This window comes from Streptomyces sp. NPDC018019, from assembly GCF_044327805.1.
Lineage (GTDB): Bacteria > Actinomycetota > Actinomycetes > Streptomycetales > Streptomycetaceae > Streptomyces.
Map to the genome: position 1 here is coordinate 23,993 of NZ_JBIRGD010000045.1, position 25,670 is coordinate 49,662.

The window sequence follows — 25,670 nt, forward strand, 5'->3', positions numbered from 1 at the left end:
CGGCGGCGCACCGTGGTGGTACTCGTATCGGCCGCGAGCGTACCGGCGTCACCGGTACCGGCCGTTTCGTCGGGTCAGGACAGTCCGAGTTCGTTGTCGAGGAGGTCGAAGACCTCTTCGTCGGAGGCGGACTCGAAGTCGAAGTCCTTCTCGGTCCGGGACCTGTCGTACCCGGTTGCCGATGCTTCGTCCCGCAGGGCGTGCCACTTCGCCTGAAGGACTTCCAGCCGGCCGGCTATCTGTTCGTGGACCTCCTCCGTGATGTCGAGGCCGCCGAAGCTCTTCTCCAGCTTTTCGAGTTCGTCCAGGAGTGCCGCCGGTCCGGTGGACGGCGCGGGAGCGAGCCGGGCGTGGAGATGGTCGATGAGTTCCGCGGGCGTCGGGTAGTCGAAGAGCAGGGTGGCCGGCAGGCGGACGCCGGTCAGGGCGCTCAGGCGGTTGCGGAGTTCGACCGCGGTCAGGGAGTCGAAACCGAGGTCCAGGAAAGCACTGTCCTGGTCGATCTCCGTGCCTGCGGTGTGTCCGAGGACGGCCGCGACCTGGCCGCGTACGGCGTCGAGTACGACCTCGCGTCCCTCCGCCGCCGACAGGCCGGCCAGGCGCTGGGCGAAGGCGGCCGAGGCGTCGGCGTCCGACGCGGCAGCCGCCGTACGCCGGCCCGGGGTGCGGATCAGGCCGCGCAGCAGGGGCTGGGGGTCGCCCTGTCGGCGTAGCGCCACCAGGTCCAGGCGGACCGGGAGCGTCACGGGCTCGGCGCCGCCCAGTGCCGCGTCGAACAGGGCCAGGCCCTCTTCGGCACTCAGCGGCGGCATGCCCGAACGGGCCATGCGCTGGAGGTCGGCTTCGGTCAGGCTGCCGGTCATCCCGCTGTCCTGCGACCACGGGCCCCATGCCAGCGATGTCGCCGGGAGACCCTGCGCCCGGCGGTGGGTTGCCAGGGCGTCCAGGAAGGCGTTGCCCGCCGCGTAATTGGCCTGCCCGGCACTGCCGACCGTGCCCGCCACCGACGAGAACACCACGAACGCGGCGAGGTCCAGGCCCTTGGTCGCCTCGTGCAGATGCCACGCCGCGTCCACCTTCGGACGCAGCACCGCCGACAGCCGATCCGCCGTCAACGACTCCACCACACCGTCATCGAGAACACCCGCCGTATGCACCACGGACCTCGGCACGTGACGGCCGATCAAGTCGGACACGGCCGCCGCGTCGGTCACATCGCACGCCTCGACCACTGCTTCGGCGCCCTCGGCCCGGAGTTCGGCCACCAGATCCTGTACGCCCGCGGCATCCGGACCGCTGCGGCTGACCAGCAGCAGACTCCGCACCCCGTGCTCGGTCACCAGGTGCCGGGCCACCATGCGGCCCAAGCCACCGGTACCGCCGGTGATCAGGACCGTGCCGGAGGTGTCCCAGGTGACGGCCTGCTGCGACTGCGCGCGGGCCAGCCGCGCCGCCAGCACCTCATCACCGCGTACCAGCAGCTGCGGCTCATCGGACGCCAGCCCCTGCGGCAACACCGTCACATCGGCATCACCCTCCAGGTCCACCAGCCCGAACCGGCCCGGATGCTCCGACTGCGCCGACCGCACCAGACCCCACACCGCCGCACCCGCAAGATCCGCACCGGACACCGCGCCACGCGTCACGAACACCAGACGCGCATCCGCGAACCGCTCATCCGCCAGCCACGACTGGATCACGTCCAGTGCCGCCGCCGTCGCGGTGTGGACGGACGGCACCGTTCCGGCGGCCTCGATCGTCGGCGGGACGAGCACGATGTCGTGGCCGCCGGCCTCCGCGAGGTCGTCGAGATCCGTGTGGGGCCGGAGTGAGAGTCCGTCGAGGAGGCCCTCGGTGTCCTTGCCGAGCAGGGCGAGGGAGCCCGCGGGTCCGCCGGTGAGCCGGATGCCGGTCCAGTCGACCGTGAAGAGGGAATCGCGGTCGCCCGTCCGCAGCTGCCCGGCGGTGATCGGACGCGCGGTCAGGGACGCCACCGAGGCCACCGGCGCTCCGGCCGGGTCCGCGATGGCGATCGACGTGCCGTTCCCGGTGGGACGGATACGTACCCTCACCTGGGAGGCGCCGGTGGCGTGGAGGGTCACGCCGCTCCAGGAGAAGGGGACGGATCCCTCGTCCGCTCCCCCGTCGCTCACCAGCACCGCGTGCAGCGCGGCGTCGAAGAGGGCGGGGTGCAGGCCGTAGGCGTCGCCGTCGGTGCCCTCGGGAAGTGCCACCTCGGCGTAGACGTCCTCGCCCGCCTGCCAGGCCGCCCGCAGGCCCTGGAACACCGGACCGTACTCGAACCCGGCATCCGCGAACCGCGCGTAGCAGTCCGCCACCTCAAGCGGCTCGGCGCCCTGCGGGGGCCACACCGTGGCATCGAACGGCACCGCTTCGGCGGCGGCCGGGCTCAGAGCACCGCCGGCGTGCAGCGTCCACGGGCCCTCTCCTTCACGGGCGTGCACCGACACCGGCCGGCGGCCCTCGTCTTCGGGCTCGCCCACCGTCACCTGCACCTGGACGGCGCCGCCCGAGGCGGGCAGCACCAGGGGCGCGGCGAGCGTCAGTTCCTCCACCAGGTCGCAGCCGACCTCGTCGGCGGCCCGCAGCACCAGTTCCATGAGCGCCGTACCGGGCACCAGGACGGATCCCAGGACGACATGGTCCGCCAGCCACGGGTGCGAGGTCGTCGAGAGCCGGCCGGTGAACAGCAGGCCACCCGAGCCCGCCAGCTCCACCGCCGCACCCAGCAACGGGTGCCCCGCAGAGCCCAGACCCGCAAACCGCACATCGCCCGCGCGCACCGCACCGCCCGACGGCCAGAACCGCTCGTGCTGGAACGCGTACGTCGGCAGATCCACCCACCGCCCACCCGAACCGGCCAGGACCGCGGGCCAGTTGACCGGCACGCCGTGGGCGTGCAGTCGTGCCAGGGCCGTCAGCAGTGCCGGGGCCTCGGGCCGGTCCTTGCGCAGTACGGGCGCCACCACCGACTCGTCCGCGGCGGACTCCGCGGCGAGCGCGGAGAGGGCACCGTCGGGGCCGAGTTCCAGGAGCGCCACGACGCCCTGTGCGTGCAGCGCGCCGACCCCGTCGGCGAACCGTACGGCCTCGCGGACATGGCTGACCCAGTACTCAGCGGAGCACAGCTGTTCCGCGGTGGCCGACTCGCCCGTGACGTTGGAGACCACGGGGATGCGCGCCGCGCCGTAGGTCATGCCGTCGGCGACGGTGCGGAAGTCGGCGAGCATCGGTTCCATGAGCGGTGAGTGGAAGGCGTGCGAGACCCGCAGCCGGCTGGTCTTGCGCCCCTCTCGCTCGAAGTGCTCAGCGATCCCGGTCACGGCGTCTTCGATGCCGGAAATCACCACCGACGATGGACCGTTCACGGCCGCGATCGAGACACCCTCCACCAGGTGCGGAAGGACCTCGTCCTCCGTCGCCCGGACCGCCACCATCGCACCGCCGGCGGGCAGGGCCTGCATGAGCCGGCCGCGTGCCGCCACCAGCGCACAGGCGTCGTCCAGCGAGAACACGCCGGCCACATGCGCGGCGGCGATCTCCCCGACGGAGTGCCCCAGCAACTGGTCCGGGCACACGTCCCAGGACTCCAGCAGGCGGAAGAGTGCCACCTCGATCGCGAACAGGGACGCTTGTGTGTACGCGGTCTGGTTCAGCAGTTCCGCGTCCTCGCCCCACATGACGGTGCGGAGGGGCCGGTCCAGGTGCTCGTCCAAGGCGGCGCACACCGCGTCGAACGCCTCCGCGAAGACCGGGTACCGGCCGTACAGCTCCAGACCCATGCCCAGACGCTGCGAGCCCTGGCCCGAGAACAGGAACGCCAGCTTGCCCGTGCGGGCCCGGCCCTGCGCTACGAGGGCCGTCTCGTCGCGGCCCTCGGCCAGGGCGGACAACGAGTGCAGCAGGTCTTCCCGGTCGGCGGCCAAGATCACGGCACGGTGCTGGAAGGTCGAGCGGCCCGTGGCCAGCGAGTGGGCGACATCCGGTACCCGCGTCCCCGGTTCGCCGTCGAGGTGGGACAGCAGCCGTGCGGCCTGGGACCGCAGTGCGACCTCGCTCCGGCCCGACAGCAGGACCGGCAACGGCGTTTCGGGTCCGGTCGCCTCGTGTTCGGGCGCGTCCGGTTCGGCATCGGCCATGACCGGCTCGGGCTGTTCCAGGATCACGTGCGCGTTCGTTCCGCTGATTCCGAAGGAGGAGACGCCTGCGCGGCGCGGTCCCTCCCCTTGCGGCCATGCGACCTCGGAGGTCAGCAGTTCGACGGCGCCTGTACCCCAGTCCACGTGGGTCGAGGGCGCATCGACGTGCAGCGTCCGCGGCAGCACACCGTGCCGCATCGCCAGCACCATCTTGATGACGCCCGCAACGCCCGCAGCCGCCTGCGCATGGCCGATGTTGGACTTCACCGAACCCAGCAGCAACGGACGGTCCTGTGCGCGCTCCCGGCCGTACGTGGCCAGCAGCGCCTGCGCCTCGATCGGGTCACCCAGCGTCGTGCCCGTACCGTGTGCCTCCACCGCGTCCACATCGGCCGCCGACAGGCCCGCACTCGCCAGCGCCTGCCGGATCACCCGCTGCTGCGACGGACCGTTCGGCGCCGTCAGACCGTTGGAGGCACCGTCCTGGTTCACCGCGGAACCACGCACCACCGCCAGCACCTGATGCCCGTTGCGGCGCGCGTCCGACAGGCGTTCCAGCACCAGGATTCCGGCGCCTTCGGCCCAGCCGACACCGTCGGCCGTATCGGCGAACGCCTTGCAGCGCCCGTCCGGGGCGAGCCCGCCCTGGCGGGAGAACTCCACGAGCGTCAACGGTGTGGACATCACCGTCACACCGCCCGCGAGCGCCAGGGAGCACTCACCGGACCGCAGGGCCTGCGCCGCCAGGTGCAGGGAGACCAGCGACGACGAGCACGCCGTGTCCACCGTGACCGCGGGGCCCTCGAAACCGAAGGTGTACGACACCCGGCCCGAGGCGACACTGCCCGCGCTCCCGCTGCCCTGGTAGCCCTCGAACTCGCGCCCGGAGAGCAGCGTCGAGTAGTCGTGGTACATCACGCCAGCGAAGACGCCCGTACGGCTGCCCCGCAGAGCGGCCGGGTCCATCCCCGCGCGCTCCAGCGCCTCCCACGTCGTCTCCAGCAGCAGCCGCTGCTGGGCGTCGGTGGTCAGGGCCTCGCGGGGGCTCATGCCGAAGAACTCGGGGTCGAACTGCGCCGCGTCGTAGAGGAAGCCACCGGAGCGGGTGGCGATGGCGCCCTCGCGGTCGGGGTCGTAGGTGTCGTCGATCTCCCAGCCGCGGTCGGCGGGGAAGTCCGAGACCGCGTCCACCCCTTCGGACACCAGGTGCCACAGGTCCTCGGGCGAGGCGACGCCGCCGGGGAAGCGGCAGCTCATCCCGACGATCACGACCGGGTCGTCCGTCGGGGACGGGAGGGCGGACACCGGGAGCGGTGTCCCGGTCTCCGTGCCGAACAGCTCGTCGAGGAAGTGGCCCGCCAGGGCGCCGGCCGTCGGGTAGTCGAACACGGCGGTCGCCGGGAGCCGCAGTCCGGTGGCCCTGCCCAGGACGTTGCGGAGTTCGATCGCGGTCAGGGAGTCGAAGCCGAGATCCTGGAAGGCGCGGTCCGGGTCGATCGTCTCCGGGCTCGCGTGGTTCAGGACCGCGGCGATCTGGCCGCGTACGACTTCGAGCAGCGCCTCGCGCCGCTCCGCCGTGGACAACCCGGACAGGCGCTCCACCAGGCCGGATGCCGCGGTGGTGCCGGCCCGGCGGGTCCTCGTGCGGATCAGGCCGCGCAGGAGAGGCTGTGGTTCGCCCTGTCGGCGTAGCGCCGCCAGGTCCAGGCGGACCGGGAGCGTCACGGGCTCGGCGCCGCCCAGCGCCGCGTCGAACAGGGCCAGGCCCTCCTCAGCGCTCAGCGGTGGCATACCCGAACGCGTCATCCGCTCCAGATCGGCATCGGTCAAGGTGCCGGTCATCCCGCTGCCCTGCGACCACGGGCCCCATGCCAGCGATGTCGCCGGGAGACCCTGCGCCCGGCGGTGGGATGCCAGGGCGTCCAGGAAGGCGTTGCCCGCCGCGTAATTGGCCTGCCCGGCACTGCCGACCGTGCCCGCCACCGACGAGAACACCACGAACGCGGCGAGGTCCAGGCCCTTGGTCGCCTCGTGCAGGTGCCAGGCCGCATCGACCTTCGGACGCAGCACCGCCGACAGCCGATCCGCCGTCAACGACTCCACCACACCGTCATCGAGAACACCCGCCGTATGCACGACGGCGCCGATCCGGTGCCGGGAGACCAGCTCCGTCACAGCGGAGGCATCGGTCACGTCGCACGCCTCGACCACGGCCTGTGCACCGTACTCCGCGAGCTCGGCCACCAGCTCCTGTACGCCCGCGGCCTCCGGACCGCTGCGGCTGACCAGCAGCAGACTCCGCACCCCGTGCTCGGTCACCAGGTGCCGGGCCACCATGCGGCCCAAGCCGCCCGTACCGCCGGTGATCAGGACCGTGCCGGTTCCGTGCCAGGTCATCGTGGCCCGCGGCTGCGACCGGGCCAGCCGCGCCGCCAGCACCTCATCACCGCGTACCAGCAGCTGCGGCTCATCGGACGCCAGCCCCTGCGGCAACACCGTCACATCGGCATCACCCTCCAGGTCCACCAGCCCGAACCGGCCCGGATGCTCCGACTGCGCCGACCGCACCAGACCCCACACCGCCGCACCCGCAAGATCCGCACCGGACACCGCGCCACGCGTCACGAACACCAGACGCGCATCCGCGAACCGCTCATCCGCCAACCACGACTGGATCACGTCCAGTGCCCAGGCTGCGGCGACGTGTACGGATTCCACCGCCGTGGAAGTGCCGGTGGGCGGCGTGACCAGGACGGTTCCGGGCACGGCCGCCGCGCCCGTCAGAGAGTCCAGATCCGCGTACGTCCGCAGCGGCTCGCCCTCCGGGCCCGTACCGAGTTCGACGCGCGCGTCCGTGAGCGGGACGGGGGCCCAGTCGACCTGGTAGAGGGCGTCACGGCCGGCGGTCTGCACCTGTCCGGCCGAGAGCGGCCGTACCACCAGCGCGTCCACGGAGGCGACCGGCGCACCGGACGTGTCCGCGATCGCGACCGACAGTGCGCTGCCCGTGTCGCGGATGCGGACGCGCAGGTGCGAGGCGCCGGAGGCGTGCAGGGACACTCCGGCCCAGGAGAACGGGACGCCGCCCGCTCGGTCACCACCGGCTCCAGCGCCGCCCAGTGCCGCCGCGTGCAGGGCGGCGTCGAAGAGGGCCGGGTGCAGGCCGAAGGCGTCGCCGTCGGTGCCCTCGGGAAGCGCCACCTCGGCGAAGATGTCCCCGCCCGCCTGCCAGGCCGCCCGCAGGCCCCGGAAAGCCGGGCCGTAGGTGAGCCCGGCGTCGGCGAGATCGTCGTAGCAGCCCGTCACGTCCACGGGCGTCGCGCCCTTCGGTGGCCACACGGCGGCATCGAACGGAGCCGCCGCGGCCCCGGTGGTCACCGCGCCTTCGGCGTGCAGTGTCCACGGGTCTTCTCCCTCCCGCGCGTGCACCGACACCGGCCGGCGGGCCCCGTCCTCGGGCTCACCCACCCATACCTGCACCTGGACCGCACCGCCCGAGGCGGGCAGCACCAGGGGCGCGGCGAGCGTCAGCTCCTCCACCAGGTCGCAGCCGACCTCGTCGGCCGCCCGCAGCACCAGTTCCACGAGCGCCGTACCGGGTACCAGTACGGCCCCCTGGACGATGTGATCGACCAGCCACGGGTGGGAGGACGCCGACAGCCGGCCGGTGAACAGCAGGCCACCCGAGCCCGCCAGCTCCACCGCCGCACCCAGCAACGGGTGCCCCGCAGAGCCCAGACCCGCGAACCGCACATCGCCCGCGCGCACCGCACCGCCCGACGGCCAGAACCGCTCGTGCTGGAACGCGTACGTCGGCAGATCCACCCACCGCGCTCCCGAACCGGTGAACTGTGCCGCCCAGTCCACGCCCGTGCCCCGGACGTACAGCTGTGCCAGGGCGGCGAGCAGCGTTGTCCCCTCCGGCCGGTCCTTGCGCAGTACGGGAACGAGTACGGTGTCGTCCGGCACCGACTCGCGGGCCATCGCCGACAGCACACCGTCCGGACCGAGTTCCAGGAACCGTGTCGCGCCTTCCGCCCGCAGGGCCCGCGTCCCGTCCGCGAAACGGACCGCCTCGCGGACGTGCCGCACCCAGTAGTCGGCGTCGGCGAGCTGTTCGGGCTCGGCGAGCCGGCCCGTCAGATTGGACACGACGGGGATCGCCGGCGTCCCGAACGCCAGCCGTGCCACCACCGCACGGAATGCGTCCAGCATCGGTTCCATGAGCGGTGAGTGGAAGGCGTGCGAGACCCGCAACCGGCTGGTCTTGCGCCCCTCCGCCTCGAAGTGCTGCGCAATCCCGAGCACCGCCTCCTCGACGCCGGAAATCACCACCGACGACGGACCGTTCACGGCCGCGATCGAGACACCCTCCACCAGGTGCGGAAGGATTTCGTCCTCCGTCGCCCGGACCGCGACCATCGCCCCACCGGACGGCAGCTGCTGCATCAGCCGGCCCCGGGCCGCCACCAACGCACAGGCGTCCGGGAGGGAGAAGACACCCGCCACATGTGCCGCGGCGACCTCTCCGATCGAGTGTCCCGCCACGAAGTCGGCGCGCACGCCCCACGACTCGACCAGCCGGAACAGGGCCACCTCGACCGCGAACAGTCCGGCCTGGGCGTACGCGGTCTGGTTCAGCAGCTCCGCCTCCTCGCCCCAGACGACGCCCCGCAGCGGGTGTTCCAGATGCTCGTCCAAGGCGGCGCACACCGCGTCGAACGCCTCCGCGAAGACCGGGTACCGGCCGTACAGCTCCAGACCCATGCCCAAGCGCTGCGAGCCCTGGCCCGAGAACAGGAACGACGTCTTCCCCGTGCCGGCCGAGCCCTCCGTCAGGCCGGGGTCGGTCTCGCCGACCGCGAGGGCGGACAGGGCCCGCACCAGTGCGGCGCGGTCCTCGCCCCACACCACCGCGCGGTGGGCGAACGTGGAGCGTCCTGTTGCCAGCGAGTGGCCGACATCCCGGGCGGACAGCGCGTCCTGGCCGGCGACCAGCGGGAGCAGGCGTGCCGCCTGGCCGCGCAGTGCGGCCTGGTTCCGGCCGGACAGCACCCAGGCCAGTGCGCCGGGCTCGGTCTCCGGGGTGTCCGGTGCGGCGTCGGCCGCGACCGGCTCGGGCTCCTCCAGGATCACGTGCGCGTTCGTCCCGCTGACGCCGAAGGAGGAGACGCCCGCCCGGCGCGGCCCGTCCCCCTGCGGCCATGCGACCTCGGAGGTCAGCAGTTCGACGGCGCCTGTGCCCCAGTCCACGTGGGTCGAGGGCGCATCGACGTGCAGCGTCCGCGGCAGCACACCGTGCCGCATCGCCAGCACCATCTTGATGACGCCCGCAACGCCCGCAGCCGCCTGCGCATGACCGATGTTGGACTTCACCGAACCCAGCCACAGCGGCCGGTCCTCCGGGCGGTCCTGGCCGTACGTGGCCAGCAGCGCCTGCGCCTCGATCGGGTCACCCAGCGTCGTGCCCGTACCGTGCCCCTCCACCGCGTCCACATCGGCCGCGGACAGGCCCGCACTCGCCAGCGCCTGCCGGATCACCCGCTGCTGCGACGGACCGTTCGGCGCCGTCAGACCGTTGGAGGCACCGTCCTGGTTCACCGCGGAACCACGCACCACGGCGAGCACGCGATGCCCGTTGCGGCGCGCGTCCGACAGGCGCTCCAGCACCAGCATGCCGACGCCCTCGCCCCAGCCGACACCGTCGGCCGCGTCGGCGAACGCCTTGCAGCGCCCGTCCGCAGACAAGCCCCGCTGCCGCGAGAAGTCCACGAACGTCGTGGGTGTCGACATCACCGTCACACCGCCCGCGAGCGCCAGCGAGCACTCACCGGACCGCAGGGCCTGCGCCGCCAGGTGCAGGGAGACCAGCGACGACGAGCACGCCGTGTCCACCGTGACCGCGGGGCCCTCGAAACCGAAGGTGTACGACACCCGGCCGGAAGCGATGCTGGCCGCGCTGCCGTTGCTCCGGTAGCCCTCGTACTGGTCGCCGACCATGATCTCGCTGTAGTCGGAGTACATCACGCCCGCGAAGACGCCCGTACGGCTGCCCCGCAGAGCGGCCGGGTCCATCCCCGCGCGCTCCAGCGCCTCCCACGTCGTCTCCAGCAGCAGCCGCTGCTGCGAGTCCGTCGCCAGGGCCTCCCGGGGGCTCATCCCGAAGAACTCCGGGTCGAAGTCCCCCGCTTCGTGCAGGAATCCACCGGAGCGGGTGTACGAGGTGCCGAGCGCTTCGGGGTCGGGGTTGTAGAGCGACTCCACGTCCCAGCCGCGGTCGGCGGGGAAGTCCGAGACCGCGTCCACCCCTTCGGACACCACGTGCCACAGCTCCTCGGGCGAGGCGACGCCACCCGGATAGCGGCAGCTCATTCCGACGATCACCACCGGATCGTCGGCCGCGGCCGACGGCAGCCGGGCCGGCGCCGCCTCTTCCGCCACCGCCCCCGCGCTGAACAGCTCGTCCAGGAGGAAGTCGACGAGGGAGCCTGCCGTGGGGTAGTCGAACACGGCGGTGGCCGGGAGACGCATGCCCGTCGCCTTGTTGAGCCGGTTGCGCAGTTCGACCGCGGTCAGGGAGTCGAATCCGAGGTCCTGGAAGGCCCGGTCCGGGTCGACCGTCTCCGGGCTCGCGTGGCCCAGGACCAGCGAGATCTGGCCGCGTACGACATCGAGCAGCGCCTCGCGCCGCTCCGCCGTCCCCAGCCCGGACAGGCGGTTCGCCAGGCCGGCGACCGCGGCCGAGCCGGCCACCACCGAGCGCCGGGCGCGGGTCCTGATCAGTCCGCGCAGCAGCGCGGGTACGTCGTCCTGTTCGCGCAGTGCGGCCAGGTCGAGGCGGACGGGAAGGACCAGTGCCGCGTCGGCGGCCAGCGCGGCGTCGAAGAGGGCTACTCCCTCGGCCGGGGTGAGTTCGGGCATGCCCGCGCGGGCGATCCGTCGGAGGTCGGTGTCCGACAGGGTGCCGGTCATGCCGCCGTCCTGGGACCAGGGGCCCCACGCCAGCGACGTGGCCGGAAGCCCCTGGGCGCGGCGGTGGTGCGCCAGCGCGTCCAGGAAGGTGTTGCCGGCCGCGTAGTTGCCCTGCCCGGCGCTGCCCAGGATGCCCGAGGCCGAGGAGAAGACGACGAACGCGCCGAGGTCCAGATCTTGGGTGGCCTGGTGCAGGTTCCAGGCCGCGTCGACCTTCGGACGCAGCACCGCCGACAGCCGCTCCGCCGTCAACGACTCCACCACACCGTCATCGAGAACACCCGCCGTATGCACGACGGCGCCGATCCGGTGCCGGGAGACCAACTCCGTCACAGCGGAGGCGTCGGTCACGTCGCACGCCTCGACCACGGCCTGTGCACCGTGCTCCGAGAGCTCGGCCACCAGCTCATCGGCACCCTCGGCGGCCGGACCACTGCGGCTGACCAGCAGCAGACTCCGCACCCCGTGTTCCGTCACCAGGTGCCGGGCCAGGACACGCCCCAGACCGCCTGTACCACCGGTGATCAGGACCGTGCCGGTTCCGTCCCAGGCAGTGGTGCTCCGTGCCGGTGCCTGGGCCCGGTCCAGCCGTGCCGCCAGCACCTCGCCGCCGCGCAGCAGCAACTGCGGCTCGTCGGAGGCCAGGGCCCGGGGCAGCACGGTCATCTCGGCGTCGCCGTCCAGGTCCACCAGGCCGAAGCGGCCCGGGTTCTCGGACTGCGCCGACCGCACCAGGCCCCACACGGTGGCACCGGTGAGGTCCGTACCGTCCACCGCGCCGCGCGTGACGAACACCAGGCGCGCGTCCGCGAACCGCTCGTCCGCCAGCCAGGCCTGGGACAGCTCCAGCGCCCGGGCGGCGGTGGCGTGCGCCGACTCCACCACGTCGCCGGTACCGGCTTCCACCGGTACGAGTACCGCGTCCGGCAGGCGGTCGGCCCCGGCCAGGGCCGCCAGGTCGGGGTAGGTGTCGAACGGCGTGCCGGTGAGGGAGCCGAGCGTCGCCACGGACTCCGCGGCCCCGGCCGCGGGCAGGCGTACGGGGTTCCACTGCACGCGGAACAGCGCGTCGCGCCCGGCCGGGCTCGCGCCGCCCGCCACCTGGTCGGCGGAGACCGCCCGCAGGACCAGGGTCCCGACGGAGGCCACCGGCTCGCCCGTGGTGTCGGCGACGTCGACGGTCAGGGTGTCGCCGCTGTGCTGGACGATCCGGGCCCGTACGGCCGAGGCGCCGGAGGCGTACAGCGCGACGTTCTCCCAGGAGAAGGGCAGGACGCCCTGGTCCAGGCCGTCGAAGGCGGCGGCGTGCAGGACCGCGTCGAGCAGGGCCGGGTGCAGGCCGTACGCGGGCGCGTCGTCTTCGGCGACATCGGGCAGGGCGACCTCGGCGAACACCTCGTCGCCCCGGCGCCACACCGCCCGCAGGCCCTGGAAGTGCGGTCCGTAGTCGAATCCGCGCGCGGCCAGGTCCGGGTAGAGGCCGGTCAGGTCGGCAGGCTCGGCGCCGGCGGGCGGCCAGGACTCCGCGTGGAAGTCGTGGCCCGGCTCGGCGGTCCGTTCGTCCGTGACGAGCACGCCGGTGGCGTGCTGGACCCACGGCCGGTCGCCGTCGCCCTCCGGGCGGGAACGGATGCCGAGGGGCCGGCTGCCGGCCTCGTCGGCCGGGCCGACGTGCAGTTGCAGCTGCACACCGCCGTGTTCGGGCAGGACGAGCGGGGCGGCCAGGGCCAGTTCGTCGATCCGGTCGCAGCCCGCTTCGTCGGCCGCGCGGACGGCGAGTTCGACGAACGCGGTGCCCGGCAGCAGCACCGAGCCCAGGACCCGGTGGTCGGCCAGCCAGGGGTGCGTCTGCAACGACAGACGGGAGGTGAGGAGCAGGCCGTCGCCGTCGGACAGTTCCACGGCGGCGCTCAGCAGCGGGTGTCCGGCCGCTTCGAGGCCGGCCGCGCCGAGGTCCCCGGTACCGGCGGGGCCGGGGGTGGGCCAGTACCGCCGGTGTTGGAAGGCGTACGTCGGCAGGTCGACGAGGCGGGCGTCGGTGCCGGTGAAGAACGCGGTCCAGTCGATCGCGGTGCCGTGCGCGTGCAACTGGGCCAGGGCGGCGAGGAGCGTCGTCTCCTCCGGGCGGTCCTTGCGCAGAGCGGGGACGAGTACGGTCTCGTCCGGCAGCGACTCACGGGCCATGGCCGAGAGGGTGCCGTCGGGGCCCAGCTCCAGGAAGCGTGTCACGCCTTCGGTGTGCAGGGCGCGTATCCCGTCGGCGAACCGTACGGCTTCGCGGACGTGGGTGGCCCAGTACTCGGGCGTGCACAGCTGGTCCGGTGCGGCCGGGCCGCCGGTCACGTTCGAGACGACGGTCAGTTCCGGCTCGCCGTACGTCAGGCCCTCGGCGACGGTGCGGAAGTCGGCGAGCATCGGTTCCATGAGCGGTGAGTGGAAGGCGTGCGAGACCCGCAGCCGGCTGGTCCTGCGCCCCTCGCCCTCGAAGTGCTGCGCGATCCCGAGTACCGCATCCTCGACCCCGGAGATCACCACCGCCGACGGCCCGTTCACAGCCGCGATCGAGACACCCTCCACCAAGTGGGGAAGCACCTCGTCCTCCGACGCCCGGACCGCCACCATCGCCCCACCGGACGGCAGGGCCTGCATGAGCCGGCCGCGTGCCGCCACCAACGCGCAGGCGTCGTCCAGCGAGAACACGCCGGCCACATGCGCTGCGGCGATCTCCCCGACCGAGTGCCCGGCCACGTACTCCGGCCGCACGCCCCACGACTCGACCAGCCGGTACAGGGCGACTTCGACCGCGAACAGCGCGGCCTGGGCGTACGCGGTCTGGTTCAGCAGCGCCGCGTCCTGGCCCCAGACGACGCCGCGCAGCGGACGGTCCAGGTGCTGGTCCAGCCCCGCGCACACCGCGTCGAACGCGTCCGCGAACACGGGGTACTGGGTGTGTAGTTCCCGGCCCATGCCGAGTCGCTGCGAGCCCTGGCCGGAGAAGAGGACGGCGTCCCCGCCGTCGTGTGCGGTGCCCGTGGTCAGGGCGGCGTCGGCGTCGCCCGTGGCGAGGGCGGCCAGGGCACGGACCGCGGTGTCGTGGCTGTCGGCCGCGACGGCCGCGCGGTGGGTGAAGGCCGTACGTGTCGCCAGCGTGTACGCGACGTCCGCGAGCCGCGGTCCGCTCCCGTGGTCGAGACGGGACAGCAGCCGGGCCGCCTGGTCCCTCAGGGCGGCGTCGCTCTTGCCGGACAGCAGCAGGGGTACCGCCGGCACGGGGGCGACGGCCGGCGCCTCGGGTTCGGTGGGCTCGGCCTCCTCCAGGATGAGGTGCGCGTTGGTGCCGCTGACCCCGAACGCGGAGACGGCGGCACGCCGCGGGCGGTCCGTCCCGGGCCAGTCGGCCGGCTCGGTGAGCAGTTCGACCGCACCGGCGGTCCAGTCGACGTGCGGGGTGGGCTCGTCCACGTGCAGGGTGCGCGGCAGCGTGCCGTGCCGCATGGCCAGGACCATCTTCATCACACCGGCCACACCGGCGGCGGCCTGGGTGTGCCCGATGTTGGACTTCAGCGTGCCCAGCCGCAGCGGCCGGTCCTCCGGGCGGTCCTGGCCGTACGTGGCCAGCAGCGCCTGGGCCTCGATGGGGTCGCCCAGCGTCGTGCCCGTACCGTGCGCCTCGACGGCGTCGACGTCGGACGCGGCCACCCCGGCGTTGGCGAGGGCCTGGCGGATGACGCGCTGCTGCGAGGGGCCGTTGGGCGCGCTGATGCCGTTGGACGCGCCGTCCTGGTTGACCGCCGAACCGCGGATGACGGCGAGCACCCGGTGCCCGTTGCGCCGGGCGTCCGAGAGCCGCTCGACGAGCAGCAGTCCGACGCCTTCGCTCCAGCCGGTGCCGTCGGCGGCCGCCGCGAACGGCTTGCAGCGGCCGTCCGCCGACAGTCCCCGCTGCCGCGAGAACTCCACGAACGTCGCGGGGGTCGACATCACCGTCACACCGCCGGCGAGCGCCAGCGAGCACTCGCCCTGGCGCAGCGACTGCACCGCCATGTGCAGGGCCACCAGCGACGACGAACACGCCGTGTCCACCGTGACGGCCGGTCCCTCGAAGCCGTAGGTGTACGACAGCCGGCCGGAGACCACGCTCATCGAGTTGCCGGTGAGCGAGTGGCCGGCGACGTCGTCCCGGGCCGCTTCGAGGACCGTGCGGTAGTCGTGGGTGTTGGCGCCGGCGAAGACACCGGTGCTGCTGCCGCGCAGGGATTCCGGGTCGATGCCGGCCCGTTCGAGGACCTCCCAGGAGGTCTCCAGCAGCAGCCGCTGCTGCGGGTCCATGGCGAGGGCCTCGCGCGGCGAGATGCCGAAGAAGTCCGCGTCGAAGCCTGCCGCCTCGTCGAGGAAGCCGCCCCCGCGCGCGTAGCTCGTGCCCAGGTGGTCGGGGTCGGGGTGGTAGAGGCGGCCGAGGTCCCAGCCCCGGTCGTCGGGCAGGGGGGAGATCGCGTCCCCGCCCTCGGCCAGCAGGGCCCAGAGGGCTTCCGGCGAGTTCACCCCGCCGGGGAGGCGGCAGGCCATGCCCACGATCGCCACCGGCTCGTCGAGGACGGCGGCGGTGCGTTCCACGACGGCCGCCGGCCCGGTCGTCCCCGTGAACTCGGAACGCAGGAGTCCGGCGACCGCGGCGGGCGTGGGGTGGTCGAACAGCAGGGTGGCGGGCAGGCGCAGGCCCGTCGCGGTGGACAGGCGGTTGCGCAGTTCGACCGCCATCAGCGAGTCGAAGCCCACGTCGCGGAAGGCGCGCTGGGCCTCGACGGCGTCCGGTGCGTCGAGGCCGAGGGTCTTCGCGGCCTCCTCCTGGACCGTCCGGAGCAGCAGGTGCTCCTGCTCGGCGGGGGGCAGTGCGCTGATCCGGCTGCCCAGCGGGGAGCGTTCCTCCCGCGGAGCGTCGTCGGTCGCGGCGAGGACCTGGCGTGCCTCGGGCAGGTCGGCGAGGAAGGGGCTGGGGCGGACGGCGGTCAGGGCGGGGGCGTACGCCGTCCAGTCCACGTCGGCCACGGTCACGGTCGTCAGGCCCTGGGCGAGGGCCTGGCGGAGCGCGGCGAGTGCGGGGGCCGGGGCCATGGGGAGCAGGCCGTCGCGGCTCACCCGGTCCGCCACGCCGCCGTCCGTGGCCATGCCGAGGCCGGCCCAGGGGCCCCAGGCGGCCGAAGTGGCCGGCAACCCCTGCGCGCGGCGGTGTTCGGCGAAGGCGTCGAGGAACACGTTGGCGGCGGCGTAGTTGGCCTGGCCGGCGTTGCCCAGGGACCCGGCGACCGAGGAGAACAGCACGAACATCTCCAGGTCGAGGTCCCGGGTGAGGTCGTGCAGGTTCCGGGCGGCGGTGACCTTGGGGCGCAGTACGGCCTCGAAGCGTTCGGGGGTGAGCGTGTCCAGCATGCCGGCGTCCATGACGCCCGCGGCGTGCACGACGCCGGTCAGCGGCGTCTCCGCCGGGATGTCCGCGAGGACGGCCGCCAGGGCGTCCCGGTCGGCGGCGTCGCAGGCGGCGACGGTGACCCGGGTGCCGCGTTCGGTGAGTGCCGCCGCGAGTTCCGGCGCGCCCGGGGCGTCGAGGCCCCGGCGGCTGGTGAGCACCAGGTGCTCCGCCCCGGCGTCGGCGAGCCAGTACGCCAGCTGCGCGCCGAGCGCGCCGGTGCCGCCGGTGATCAGGACCGTGCCGTGCGCGGTCCACCCCTCGCCGGTGTCGCCGCCGGGGGTGATCCGTGCCAGGCGGCGGGCGAAGGTTCCGGCGGGGCGGATCGCGACCTGGTCCTCGCGCCCGGCGAGCACGCCGAGGAGCGCGGAGACGGCCCGGGTGTCCGGGGCCTCGGGGAGGTCGACGAGTCCGCCCCAGAGCCGCGGGTACTCCAGCGCGGCGACGCGTCCGCACCCCCACACCTGTGCCTGTACGGGATTGGTCAGCGCGTCCCGGTCGTCGACGGCGACGGCGCCGCGGGTCACGCACCACAGCGGTATCTGGTTGCCGGATGCCTCCAGGGCGCGCAGCAGGGCGGTGGTGGCGGCCAGGCCGCGCGGCAGGGAGGTCAGCTGCGGGTGCGGCCGTTCGTCCAGGGCCAGCAGCGAGAGCACGCCGTCGACGGGGCCGTCGGGCCAGGTGACGGTCCCGGCCGGGTCGCCGCCGTCGGGCAGCACGAGCAGTTCGGTACGCAGGCCCTGGTCACGCAGCCCGTCGAGGAGCCGGGTGGTCCACGGGTCCCCGACGGTGCTCTCGGGCAGCGCGACGAGCCAGTTCCCGGTCGCGGCGATGCCGGTGGGGGCGGTGAGGGGGGACCAGCGCGCCCGGTAGCTCCAGCGGTCCGCCGCTGCCTGGGCCCTGCGCTGCCTGCGCCATGCCGAGAGCGTGGGCAGGAGGCTGCCGAGCGAGTCGGCCTCGGTGCCGTCGATGGCCAGGACGGCCGACAGCCCTTCCAGGTCCTCGCGTTCGACGGCTTCCCAGAATCCGGCTTCGCCGGCCTCTTCGGCGCCCGGTCCGCCGTCGTCCGTCCCGGTCGCCTCCAGCCAGTACCGCCGGCGCTGGAAGGCGTAGGTCGGCAGCTCGACGCGGGTGGTGCCGGACCTGCCGAGGAAGGCGTTCCAGTCGACGTGGACGCCGTGGGCGGACGCGGTGGCGAGGCCTTCGGCGAGGGCCTGGGTCTCGGAGTGGCCGGTGCGCAGGAGGGACAGCAGGAGGGGGTCTTCGAGGGTGGTCAGGGAGTCCTGGATGATCGGGGTGAGCACGCTGCTGGGGGCGAGTTCCACGAACGCGGTGACGCCCTCGGCTTCGAGGGTGCGCACGGCGGTGCAGAAGCGGACGCCCTCGCGGATCTCCCGTACCCAGTAGTCGGGTGTGCGCAGGTCGTCGCCGGCGGCGAGTTCCCCGGTGAGCGTGGACACCACCGGGATGCGCGGGGCGTGGTACTCCAGGGTCTCGGCGACGCGCCGGAAGTCCTCCAGCATGCCGTCCATGCGCGGGCAGTGGGAGGCGATGCTCACCCGGATCCGCTTGACGCGGCGGCCCTGGGCCTCCCAGTGGGCGGTGACCTGGGAGACGATCTCCTCGTCGCCGGAAACGACCTGGGCCCGCGGCCCGTTGACCGCGGCGAGGGTGGCGCGGTCCTCGTGGCCGGCGAGGGAGGCGCGGATCTCGTCCTCGGTTGCCTCGATCGCCGCCATGGCGCCGCCTTCGGGCAGTGCCTGCATGAGGGTGCCACGGGCCGAGACCAGGCGGGCGGCGTCCTCCAGGGAGAGGACGCCGGAGACATGGGCGGCGGTGATCTCGCCGACGGAGTGGCCGGTGACGTACTGCGGGGTGACGCCCCAGGACTCGACGAGCCGAAACAGCGCGGTCGCGAAGGCGAAGAGCGCGGTCTGGGTGTAGTCGGTCCGGTCGAGCAGGGCGGCCTCGTCCGTGCCCTCCTCGGCGAAGACGATGTCGCGCAGCGGCCTTTCCAGGTACTGGTCGCACTCGGCGCACGCCGCGTCGAAGGCCTCGGCGAAAACGGGGTGGGCCGCGTACAGTTCGCGCCCCATGCCCAGGTGCTGGGGGCCCTGTCCGGTGAAGAGGAACGCGGCGGGCGCCTTGGCGGCGACGCCGGTCACCAGGCCGGCCGCGGTCCGGCCCTCGGCGAGGGCGTCCAGGCCGCGCAGGAAGGCGTCCCGGTCGCCCGCGACGACGGCGGCGCGGTGCTCCATCAGGGCCCTGGTGGTCACCAGGGAGTGCGCGACGTCGGCCGGTTCGAGGTCCGCGCGGGCGCGGACGTGGCGGCCGAGCGACGCGGCCTGGGCCCGCAGTGCCTCGCCGGTCCGCGCGGACAGGATCCAGGGCAGCACGCCGGGCCGGGCGGCCGGTTCGGGCGCCGGTGGCGCCTCGGACGGGGGCGCCTGTTCCAGGATGACGTGGGCGTTGGTGCCGCTGATGCCGAAGGAGGAGACGGCCGCGCGGCGCGGGCGGTCCGCCGTGGGCCACGGCTCGGTCTCCGCGAGGAGCCTGGCGTGGCCCTCGCTCCAGTCGGCGTGCGGGGTGGGCTCGTCCAGGTGCAGGGTCCGGGGCAGCTCGCCGTGCCGCATCGCCAGGACCATCTTGATGACGCCGGCGATGCCGGCGGCGGACTGGGTGTGCCCGATGTTGGACTTCATGGAGCCGATCAGCACGGGCCGGTCGGCGGTGCGCTGCTGTCCGTACGTGGCGAGCAGGGCCTGGGCCTCGATGGGGTCGCCGAGCCGGGTGCCGGTGCCGTGCGCCTCCACCGCGTCGACGTCGGCGGTGCCGAGGGCGGCGTCGGCCAGCGCCTGGCGGATGACGCGCTGCTGGGACGGGCCGTTGGGCGCGGTCAGTCCGTTGGACGCGCCGTCCTGGTTGACGGCCGAGCCCTTCAGTACGGCGAGTACGGGGTGGCCGTTGCGCACCGCGTCGGAGAGCCGTTCGACCAGCAGCAGGCCGACGCCTTCGCCCCAGGCGGTGCCGTCGGCGCCCGCCGCGAACGGCTTGCAGCGGCTGTCGGGGGCCAGTCCGCGCTGGCGGGCGAAGTCCACGAACATCTGCGGGGTGGACATCACGGTCGCGCCGCCCACGAGGGCCAGTTCGCACTCGCCGCGCCGCAGCGCCTGTGCCGCCAGGTGCAGGGCGACCAGGGACGACGAGCACGCCGTGTCCACGGTCAGGGCGGGGCCTTCGAGGCCGAGGACGTAGGAGATCCGGCCGGAGGCGATGCTGATGAGGTTGCCGGTCAGCAGGTGCCCGCCGGTCTCCTCCGTGCGCCGTGCGCCGTCCGTGTCGTACCCGCCGTGGCCGGTGCCGACGAACGTGCCGGTGCGGCTGCCCGCGAGGGTCTCCGGGTCGATGCCGGCCCGTTCGACGGCTTCCCACGCGGTCTCCAGCAGCAGCCGCTGCTGGGGGTCCATGGCCAGGGCCTCGCGCGGGGAGATCCCGAAGAAGCCCGGGTCGAACTCGCCCGCGTCGTGCAGGAAGCCGCCCTCGCGGGCGTAGGTGGTGCCCTGGTGCGCCGGGTCGGGGTCGTAGAGCCCGTCGAGGTCCCAGCCGCGGTTGCCGGGGAAGGCGGACATCGCGTCGACACCTCCCCGCAGCAGTTCCCACAGCTCTTCCGGCGAGCGGACGCCGCCGGGGAAGCGGCAGGCCATGGACACGATCGCGATGGGCTCGCGCTGCTTGTGCTCCGTCTCGTCCAGTTGCTGGCGAGTCTCGTGGAGGTCCGCGATCGCGCGCTTGAGGTACTCGCGCAGCTTCGCCTCGTTCGACATCGGATGCCAACCCCTCGTGGAATGCCGGTTCTGGGGCCCAGAGCGTCGACACTCACGTCTGACCCACTTTCCACGGGCCATCCTCATCCAGGGTGTACTGCGGGTTTCCCTAGTACTCGGTTCCCCGGCGGAGGTACGCGTCCGGTGGCGCGGCGCAAAAGGACTAAGGGATTCCGGGTGCCGGCGTCGCTAGCGTCGTCCACTTGCCCTGCGCGCATGCGCACGGTGCGCAGCGCGACGCAAACACACGTGAAAGGACCTCATGTCCGCTTCCCACCGCGACCTGCCCGCTCTCGACCTCGAACCGCCCGCCTTATTGAAGGTGAGCCCGCTGCTGCGCCGACTGCAGGAGGAAGGGCCGATCCGCCGGGTACGTACGCCCGCCGGGGACGAAGGGTGGCTGGTGACGCGCCACGCCGAGCTCAAGCAGCTCCTCCACGACGAAAGGATCGGCCACTCGCACCCCGACCCGGCGAACGCGCCGCAGTACGTACGCAATCCGTTCCTCGACCTGATGATCACCGACACCGACGCCGAGGTCGGACGCCGGACCCACACCGAGACCCGCCGCCTGCTCACCCCGATGTTCTCCGCCCGGCGGGTGCGCGAGATGGAACCGCGGGTGGCGGCGGTCGTGGACGGCGTACTCGACCGGTTCATCGCCCAGGGGCCGCCCGCCGACCTGCACGACGGCGTCTCCATGCCGGTTGCGCTGACGGTGCTCTGCGACATCATCGGTGTGCCTCCGCAGAGCCGCGAGCAGCTGGCGACGCTGCTGTCCCGGATGGCCCAGCTGAACGACCGCGAGAGCGTGCAGCGCGCGCAGAGCGGTCTCTTCGCGTTCGCCGCGGAGCTGATCGCGCAGAAGCGGGCCGAGCCCGGCGCCGACATCATCACCCGGCTGTCCGAGGGCGGGCTGTCCGACGAGCGCGTGGCGACGCTGTCGGTGGGTCTGCTGTTCGCCGGGCTGGACAGCGTCGTCACCGTCATGGACCAGGGGGTGGTGCTCCTGGACGCCCACCCAGAGCAGCGCGCGGCGGCGCTGGCGGACCCCGGTCAGATGGCACACGCCGTGGAGGAAGTACTACGGGCGGCCAAGGCCGGCGGATCGGTCCTGCCGCGGTACGCCTCCGAGGACATCGAGTTCGGCGGGGCGTCGATACGGTCCGGGGACCTGGTCCTGTTCGACTTCAGCCTCCCCAACTTCGACGGGCGGGCCTTCGACGAACCGGAACGGTTCGACATCACCCGGGCGCCCAACCCGCACCTGACCTTCGCCCACGGCATCTGGCACTGCATCGGCGCGCCCCTGGCGCGGATCGAGCTGAAGACGGTCTTCACCCGGCTGTACACCCGGCTGCCCGGTCTGCGCCTGGCGCTCCCGGCGGACGAACTGCGGGAGGTGGACGGCCGGCTGTCCGGCGGCCTCACCGAGCTGCCGGTGGTCTGGTAGCACAGCAGCACCCCGGCGGGCGGCTTCGGAAGCCGCCCGCCGGGGCGTGGGTCAGGGTGCCGCGGTCACGCTCCGAAGACCCGGCCGAGCCAGTCGTCCACGATCTCCGCGGCCGCCGGGGCGTCCGACCGGACGATGGAGAGGTGGTCCGCGTCCAGCTTGACGATCTCCGCCGTCGGGATCTTCTCGCTCAGTCCCTCGCCGTCGGCCTCGATGCCGGGGTACAGCCGCGTCGCCTGGACGCTCAGCACGGGGGCGGTCATCTGCTGGACGTCGATGCTGTTCAGCAGGCGCATCCACCGCCCCATCGAGGACAGTTTGGCGTTGGTGATACGCACCTGGGAGGCCTCCGCGGCGAGGAAGTTCGCCCGCAGCAGGCCGCCGTAGTCGATCTCCTCGTGCGCCTCGTGCCGGATGCTGAGGGTGTCCAGCAGCACCAGGCCCGCGGGCTTGATCCCCCAGGTGCTCTCCAGCAGGCCCGCCGCCGCGTAGGAGTACGATCCGGCGGAGGAGTGGCCGACCAGGATGAAGGGCTCGCCGTCGCTCGCCCGCAGCGCGCTTTCCGCGATGGTCCTGGCGGCGACCTCGGCCGTGGCCGGCTGCGGATCGCCCGGGGCGAAGCCGACCAGCGGCAGGGCGCTGACCTTGCGCTTCCCCCGGAAGCGGGCGGCGAACCTGGCGTACTCCTGGACGCCCCCGTTGGCGGTGGGCGTGCTGATGCAGATCAGCCGCGGCGAGCCGGGACCCTCGGCGAGTGTGGTCGGCAGCGGCAGGTCCTCCAGCTCGGCGGTGTTCTCGAAGGACGGGCCGCCGACGCCGCCCATGGCCGACACCAGCCGCATGGCTTCCGGGATCTTGTCCTCCCTGATGGCGGTGAGGAAGCGCTGCTCCAGCCAGTCGACCTGCTCGCCGTCGGCCGCGCCGGTAAGCCGGGCCCCGGACGCGGTGGCGCCCGCGCCCGGACGTGCCACGAGTTCACCGCTCAGCCAGGTGGCGAGCTTTTCGGGGGACTTGTTCTCGAAGACCACGGTCGCGGGCAGTTGCAGCCCGGTGGCCGCGCCGAGCCGGTTGCGGAGCTCGACGGAGGTCAGTGAGTCGAAGCCCATCTCCAGGAATTCCCGGTGGGTCTCGACGCCCTGGGCCGAGGCGTGCCCGAGCACGGCGGCGGCCTCGGTCCGTACGAGGTCCACCAGGACGGCGATCCGCTCGTCCTCGTCCAGTCCCGCGACCCGCCGGGCGAGCCCGCCGGCCGTATCGGCGCCGGTGGTGGCCCCGGCGGCGCGGCGGCGGGAGGTGAACAGGCCGCGCAGTACGGGGGGCACCGGGCCGTCGAGACGCGCCGGGCCCGAGGTCCGGGCGAGCGCGACGAGGTGGGCCGCGTCGCACGCCACGGCCGCGTCGAACAGCGCCAGGCCCTGCTGGACGGTCAGGGGCGTGGCGCCGTACGCGGCGCTCCGCTGGAGGTCCGCCTCGGACAGTCCGGCGGTCATGCCGGCGCTCTGGGCCCACGCGCCCCACGCGATGGACTGCGCGGGCAGGCCGTGCGCCGCGCGGTGCCGGGCGAGCGCGTCGAGGAAGACGTTGCCCGCGGCGTAGTTGCCCTGGCCGGGGGCGCCGGTCACGCCCGCGATGGAGGAGTACAGCACGAACGCGGCCAGGTCGAGATCCTTGGTGGCCTCGTGCAGGTGCCAGGCGGCGTCCGCCTTCGGGCGCAGCACGGCGGACAGCCGCTCGGGGGTCAGCGAGGTCACCACACCGTCGTCGAGAACGCCAGCCGTGTGGACCACGGCGGTCAGCGGGTGGGCGGCGGGCACCGACGCCACGGCCGCGGCGACCGCCTCGCGGTCGGCCACGTCGCAGGCGAGGAGGGTGGCCTCGGCGCCGTGGCCGGCCAGTTCGCCGCGCAGTTCCGCTGCTCCGGGGGCGTCCGGGCCGCTGCGGCTGACCAGCAGCAGATGGCGTACGCCGCGCTCGGTCACCAGATGCCGGGCGAGTTCGCGGCCCAGGCCGCCGGTACCGCCGGTGATCAGTACGGTGCCGTCCGGCGCCCAGGCGCGCGGCGGCAGTCCCTCGTCACCGCCCAGGAGAGCCAGCCGGCCCACCCGGACGGTGCCCGCCCGCACCACGAACTGCTCGTCCCCGCTGGCCAGCAGGCCGGGCAGGTCCGGGAGCACCGCGGCGAGTCCCCCGTCCCCGGTTTCCAGGTCCAGGAGGGCGAGGCGTCCCGGGTTCTCCGACTGCGCCGAGCGCACCAGGCCCCACACCGCGGCCCCGGCCAGGTCCTGCGCGGGCTCGCCCTCGCGGGCGGAGACGGCGCCACGGGTGACGAACACCAGGCGCGCGGTGCCGGATGCCGGCCGTTCCTCCCACTCGTGGAGCAGGCCCAGGACCCGAGTGGTGAGCCGGTGCGCCGCGGCGGGCACGTCGTCGCCCGTACCGGACACGGGGACCACGACGAGCTCCTCGTCGCCGGTGAGGTCCGCCAGGGAGGCGACCGACGCGCCCACGCCGAGTTCGTCCGCGCCCAGCGACACGCAGTGGGCACCGGCGGGCTGGACCTCGGGGGCGGCCACCCAGTCCAGTGTCAGCAGCGCGTCGCGCCGCGTGGCCGGGGATGCCGCACCGGCCAGCCGGCCGCGCAGCACCAGCGCTTCGGCGGACAGTACGGGTGCGCCTTCGACGTCGACGGCCGCGATGGACACCGAGTCGTCGCCGGTCTTGACGACATGGGCCCGCAGGACCGAGGCGCCGCCCGCGTGCAGGGACACGCCCTGCCAGACGAACGGGATGAGCTGGTCCTCGTCACCGCCGACGCCGGCCATCCGGTGGGTCTGCAGCACCGCGTCCAGCAGCGCCGGGTGGATGCCGAAGGACTCCGCCTCCTCCGCGACCTGGCCCGGCAGGGCGACCTCGACGAATGCCTCGTCCGCGCGCCGCCACACCGCGCGCAGGCCCTGGAAGGCGGGGCCGTACCCGGTCCCGTCGTAGAAGCCCTCCAGGTCCACGGCCTCCGCGTCCCGCGGCGGCCACTCCTGGGAACCGAAGTCGGCGATCCGCTCCCCGGTGGTCAGGGTGCCGTTGGCGTGCTGAATCCACTCCTGGCCGGGGGCGCCGTCGGAGCGCGAGTGCACCGACACCGTCCGGGCACCCGTCTCGTCGGGGGCGCCGACCAGCACCTGGACCTGCGCGGCGCTCTCCTGTGTGAGCACCAGCGGGGCGAGCAGGACGAACTCCTCGACCCGGTCGCAGCCGACCTGGTCCCCGGCGCGCACGGCCAGTTCCAGGAAGCCGGCGCCCGGGAAGAGGACGTCGTCGCCGATGGCGTGGTCGGTCAGCCAGGGGTACGTCTGCAACGAGAGCCTGCCGGTGAACAGCACCTCACCGGAGTCCGCGAGGGTGAGCGTCGCGCCCAGCAGAGGGTGCTGCGCCGGAAGCAGGCCCATGCCGGTCGCGTCACCGGCCGACGCCGCGGGCCTGGGCCAGTACCGCCGGTGCTGGAAAGGATAGGTGGGCAGGTCCACGCGGCGGGCGCCGGTACCGTCGAAGACTCCGGACCAGTCCACCGCCACACCGGTGACGTGCAGCCGCGCCAGCGCGGTCAGCAGAGCTGTCTCTTCGGGCCGGTCCTTGCGCAGCGCCGGGACGGCCACGGCCGTCTCGTCCAGGGTGTGCTGGGCCATCGCCGTCAGCACACCGTCCGGCCCCAACTCCAGGAACACGGAGGCACCTTCGTCAGCCAGGGCGCGCACACCGTCCGCGAAACGCACCGTCTCCCGCACATGCCGCACCCAGTACTC

3 protein-coding genes are annotated in these 25,670 nt (G+C 73.5%); 1 reads left to right on the top strand and 2 read right to left on the bottom strand.

Annotated elements, in window-relative coordinates:
- Positions 1-74 precede the first annotated feature (74 nt).
- On the bottom strand, positions 75-20,420 hold the full coding sequence (locus ACH4FX_RS40350) for a type I polyketide synthase (RefSeq protein ID WP_398486554.1): 20,346 nt from the start codon (positions 20,418-20,420) through the stop codon (positions 75-77).
- 262 nt (positions 20,421-20,682) lie between these two features.
- Between ACH4FX_RS40350 and ACH4FX_RS40355 the strand changes: the two genes are divergently transcribed.
- A complete protein-coding gene (locus tag ACH4FX_RS40355) occupies positions 20,683-21,873 on the top strand; it encodes a cytochrome P450 (protein WP_398486556.1) in 1,191 nt (396 codons plus the stop codon).
- Positions 21,874-21,938: 65 nt separating this feature from the next.
- Here ACH4FX_RS40355 and ACH4FX_RS40360 read toward each other — a convergent pair whose 3' ends face one another.
- Positions 21,939-25,661 (bottom strand): type I polyketide synthase, encoded by a 3,723-nt coding sequence (locus ACH4FX_RS40360; protein WP_398486562.1) that lies wholly within the window; start codon positions 25,659-25,661, stop codon positions 21,939-21,941.
- Between the last annotated feature and the right edge of the window lie 9 nt (positions 25,662-25,670).

Bases quoted from the DNA above. Each gene is read 5' to 3' on its own strand.
- ACH4FX_RS40350 (WP_398486554.1), bottom strand. From the start codon at position 20,420: ATGTCGAACGAGGCGAAGCTGCGCGAGTACCTCAAGCGCGCGATCGCG.
- ACH4FX_RS40355 (WP_398486556.1), top strand. From the start codon at position 20,683: ATGTCCGCTTCCCACCGCGACCTGCCCGCTCTCGACCTCGAACCGCCC.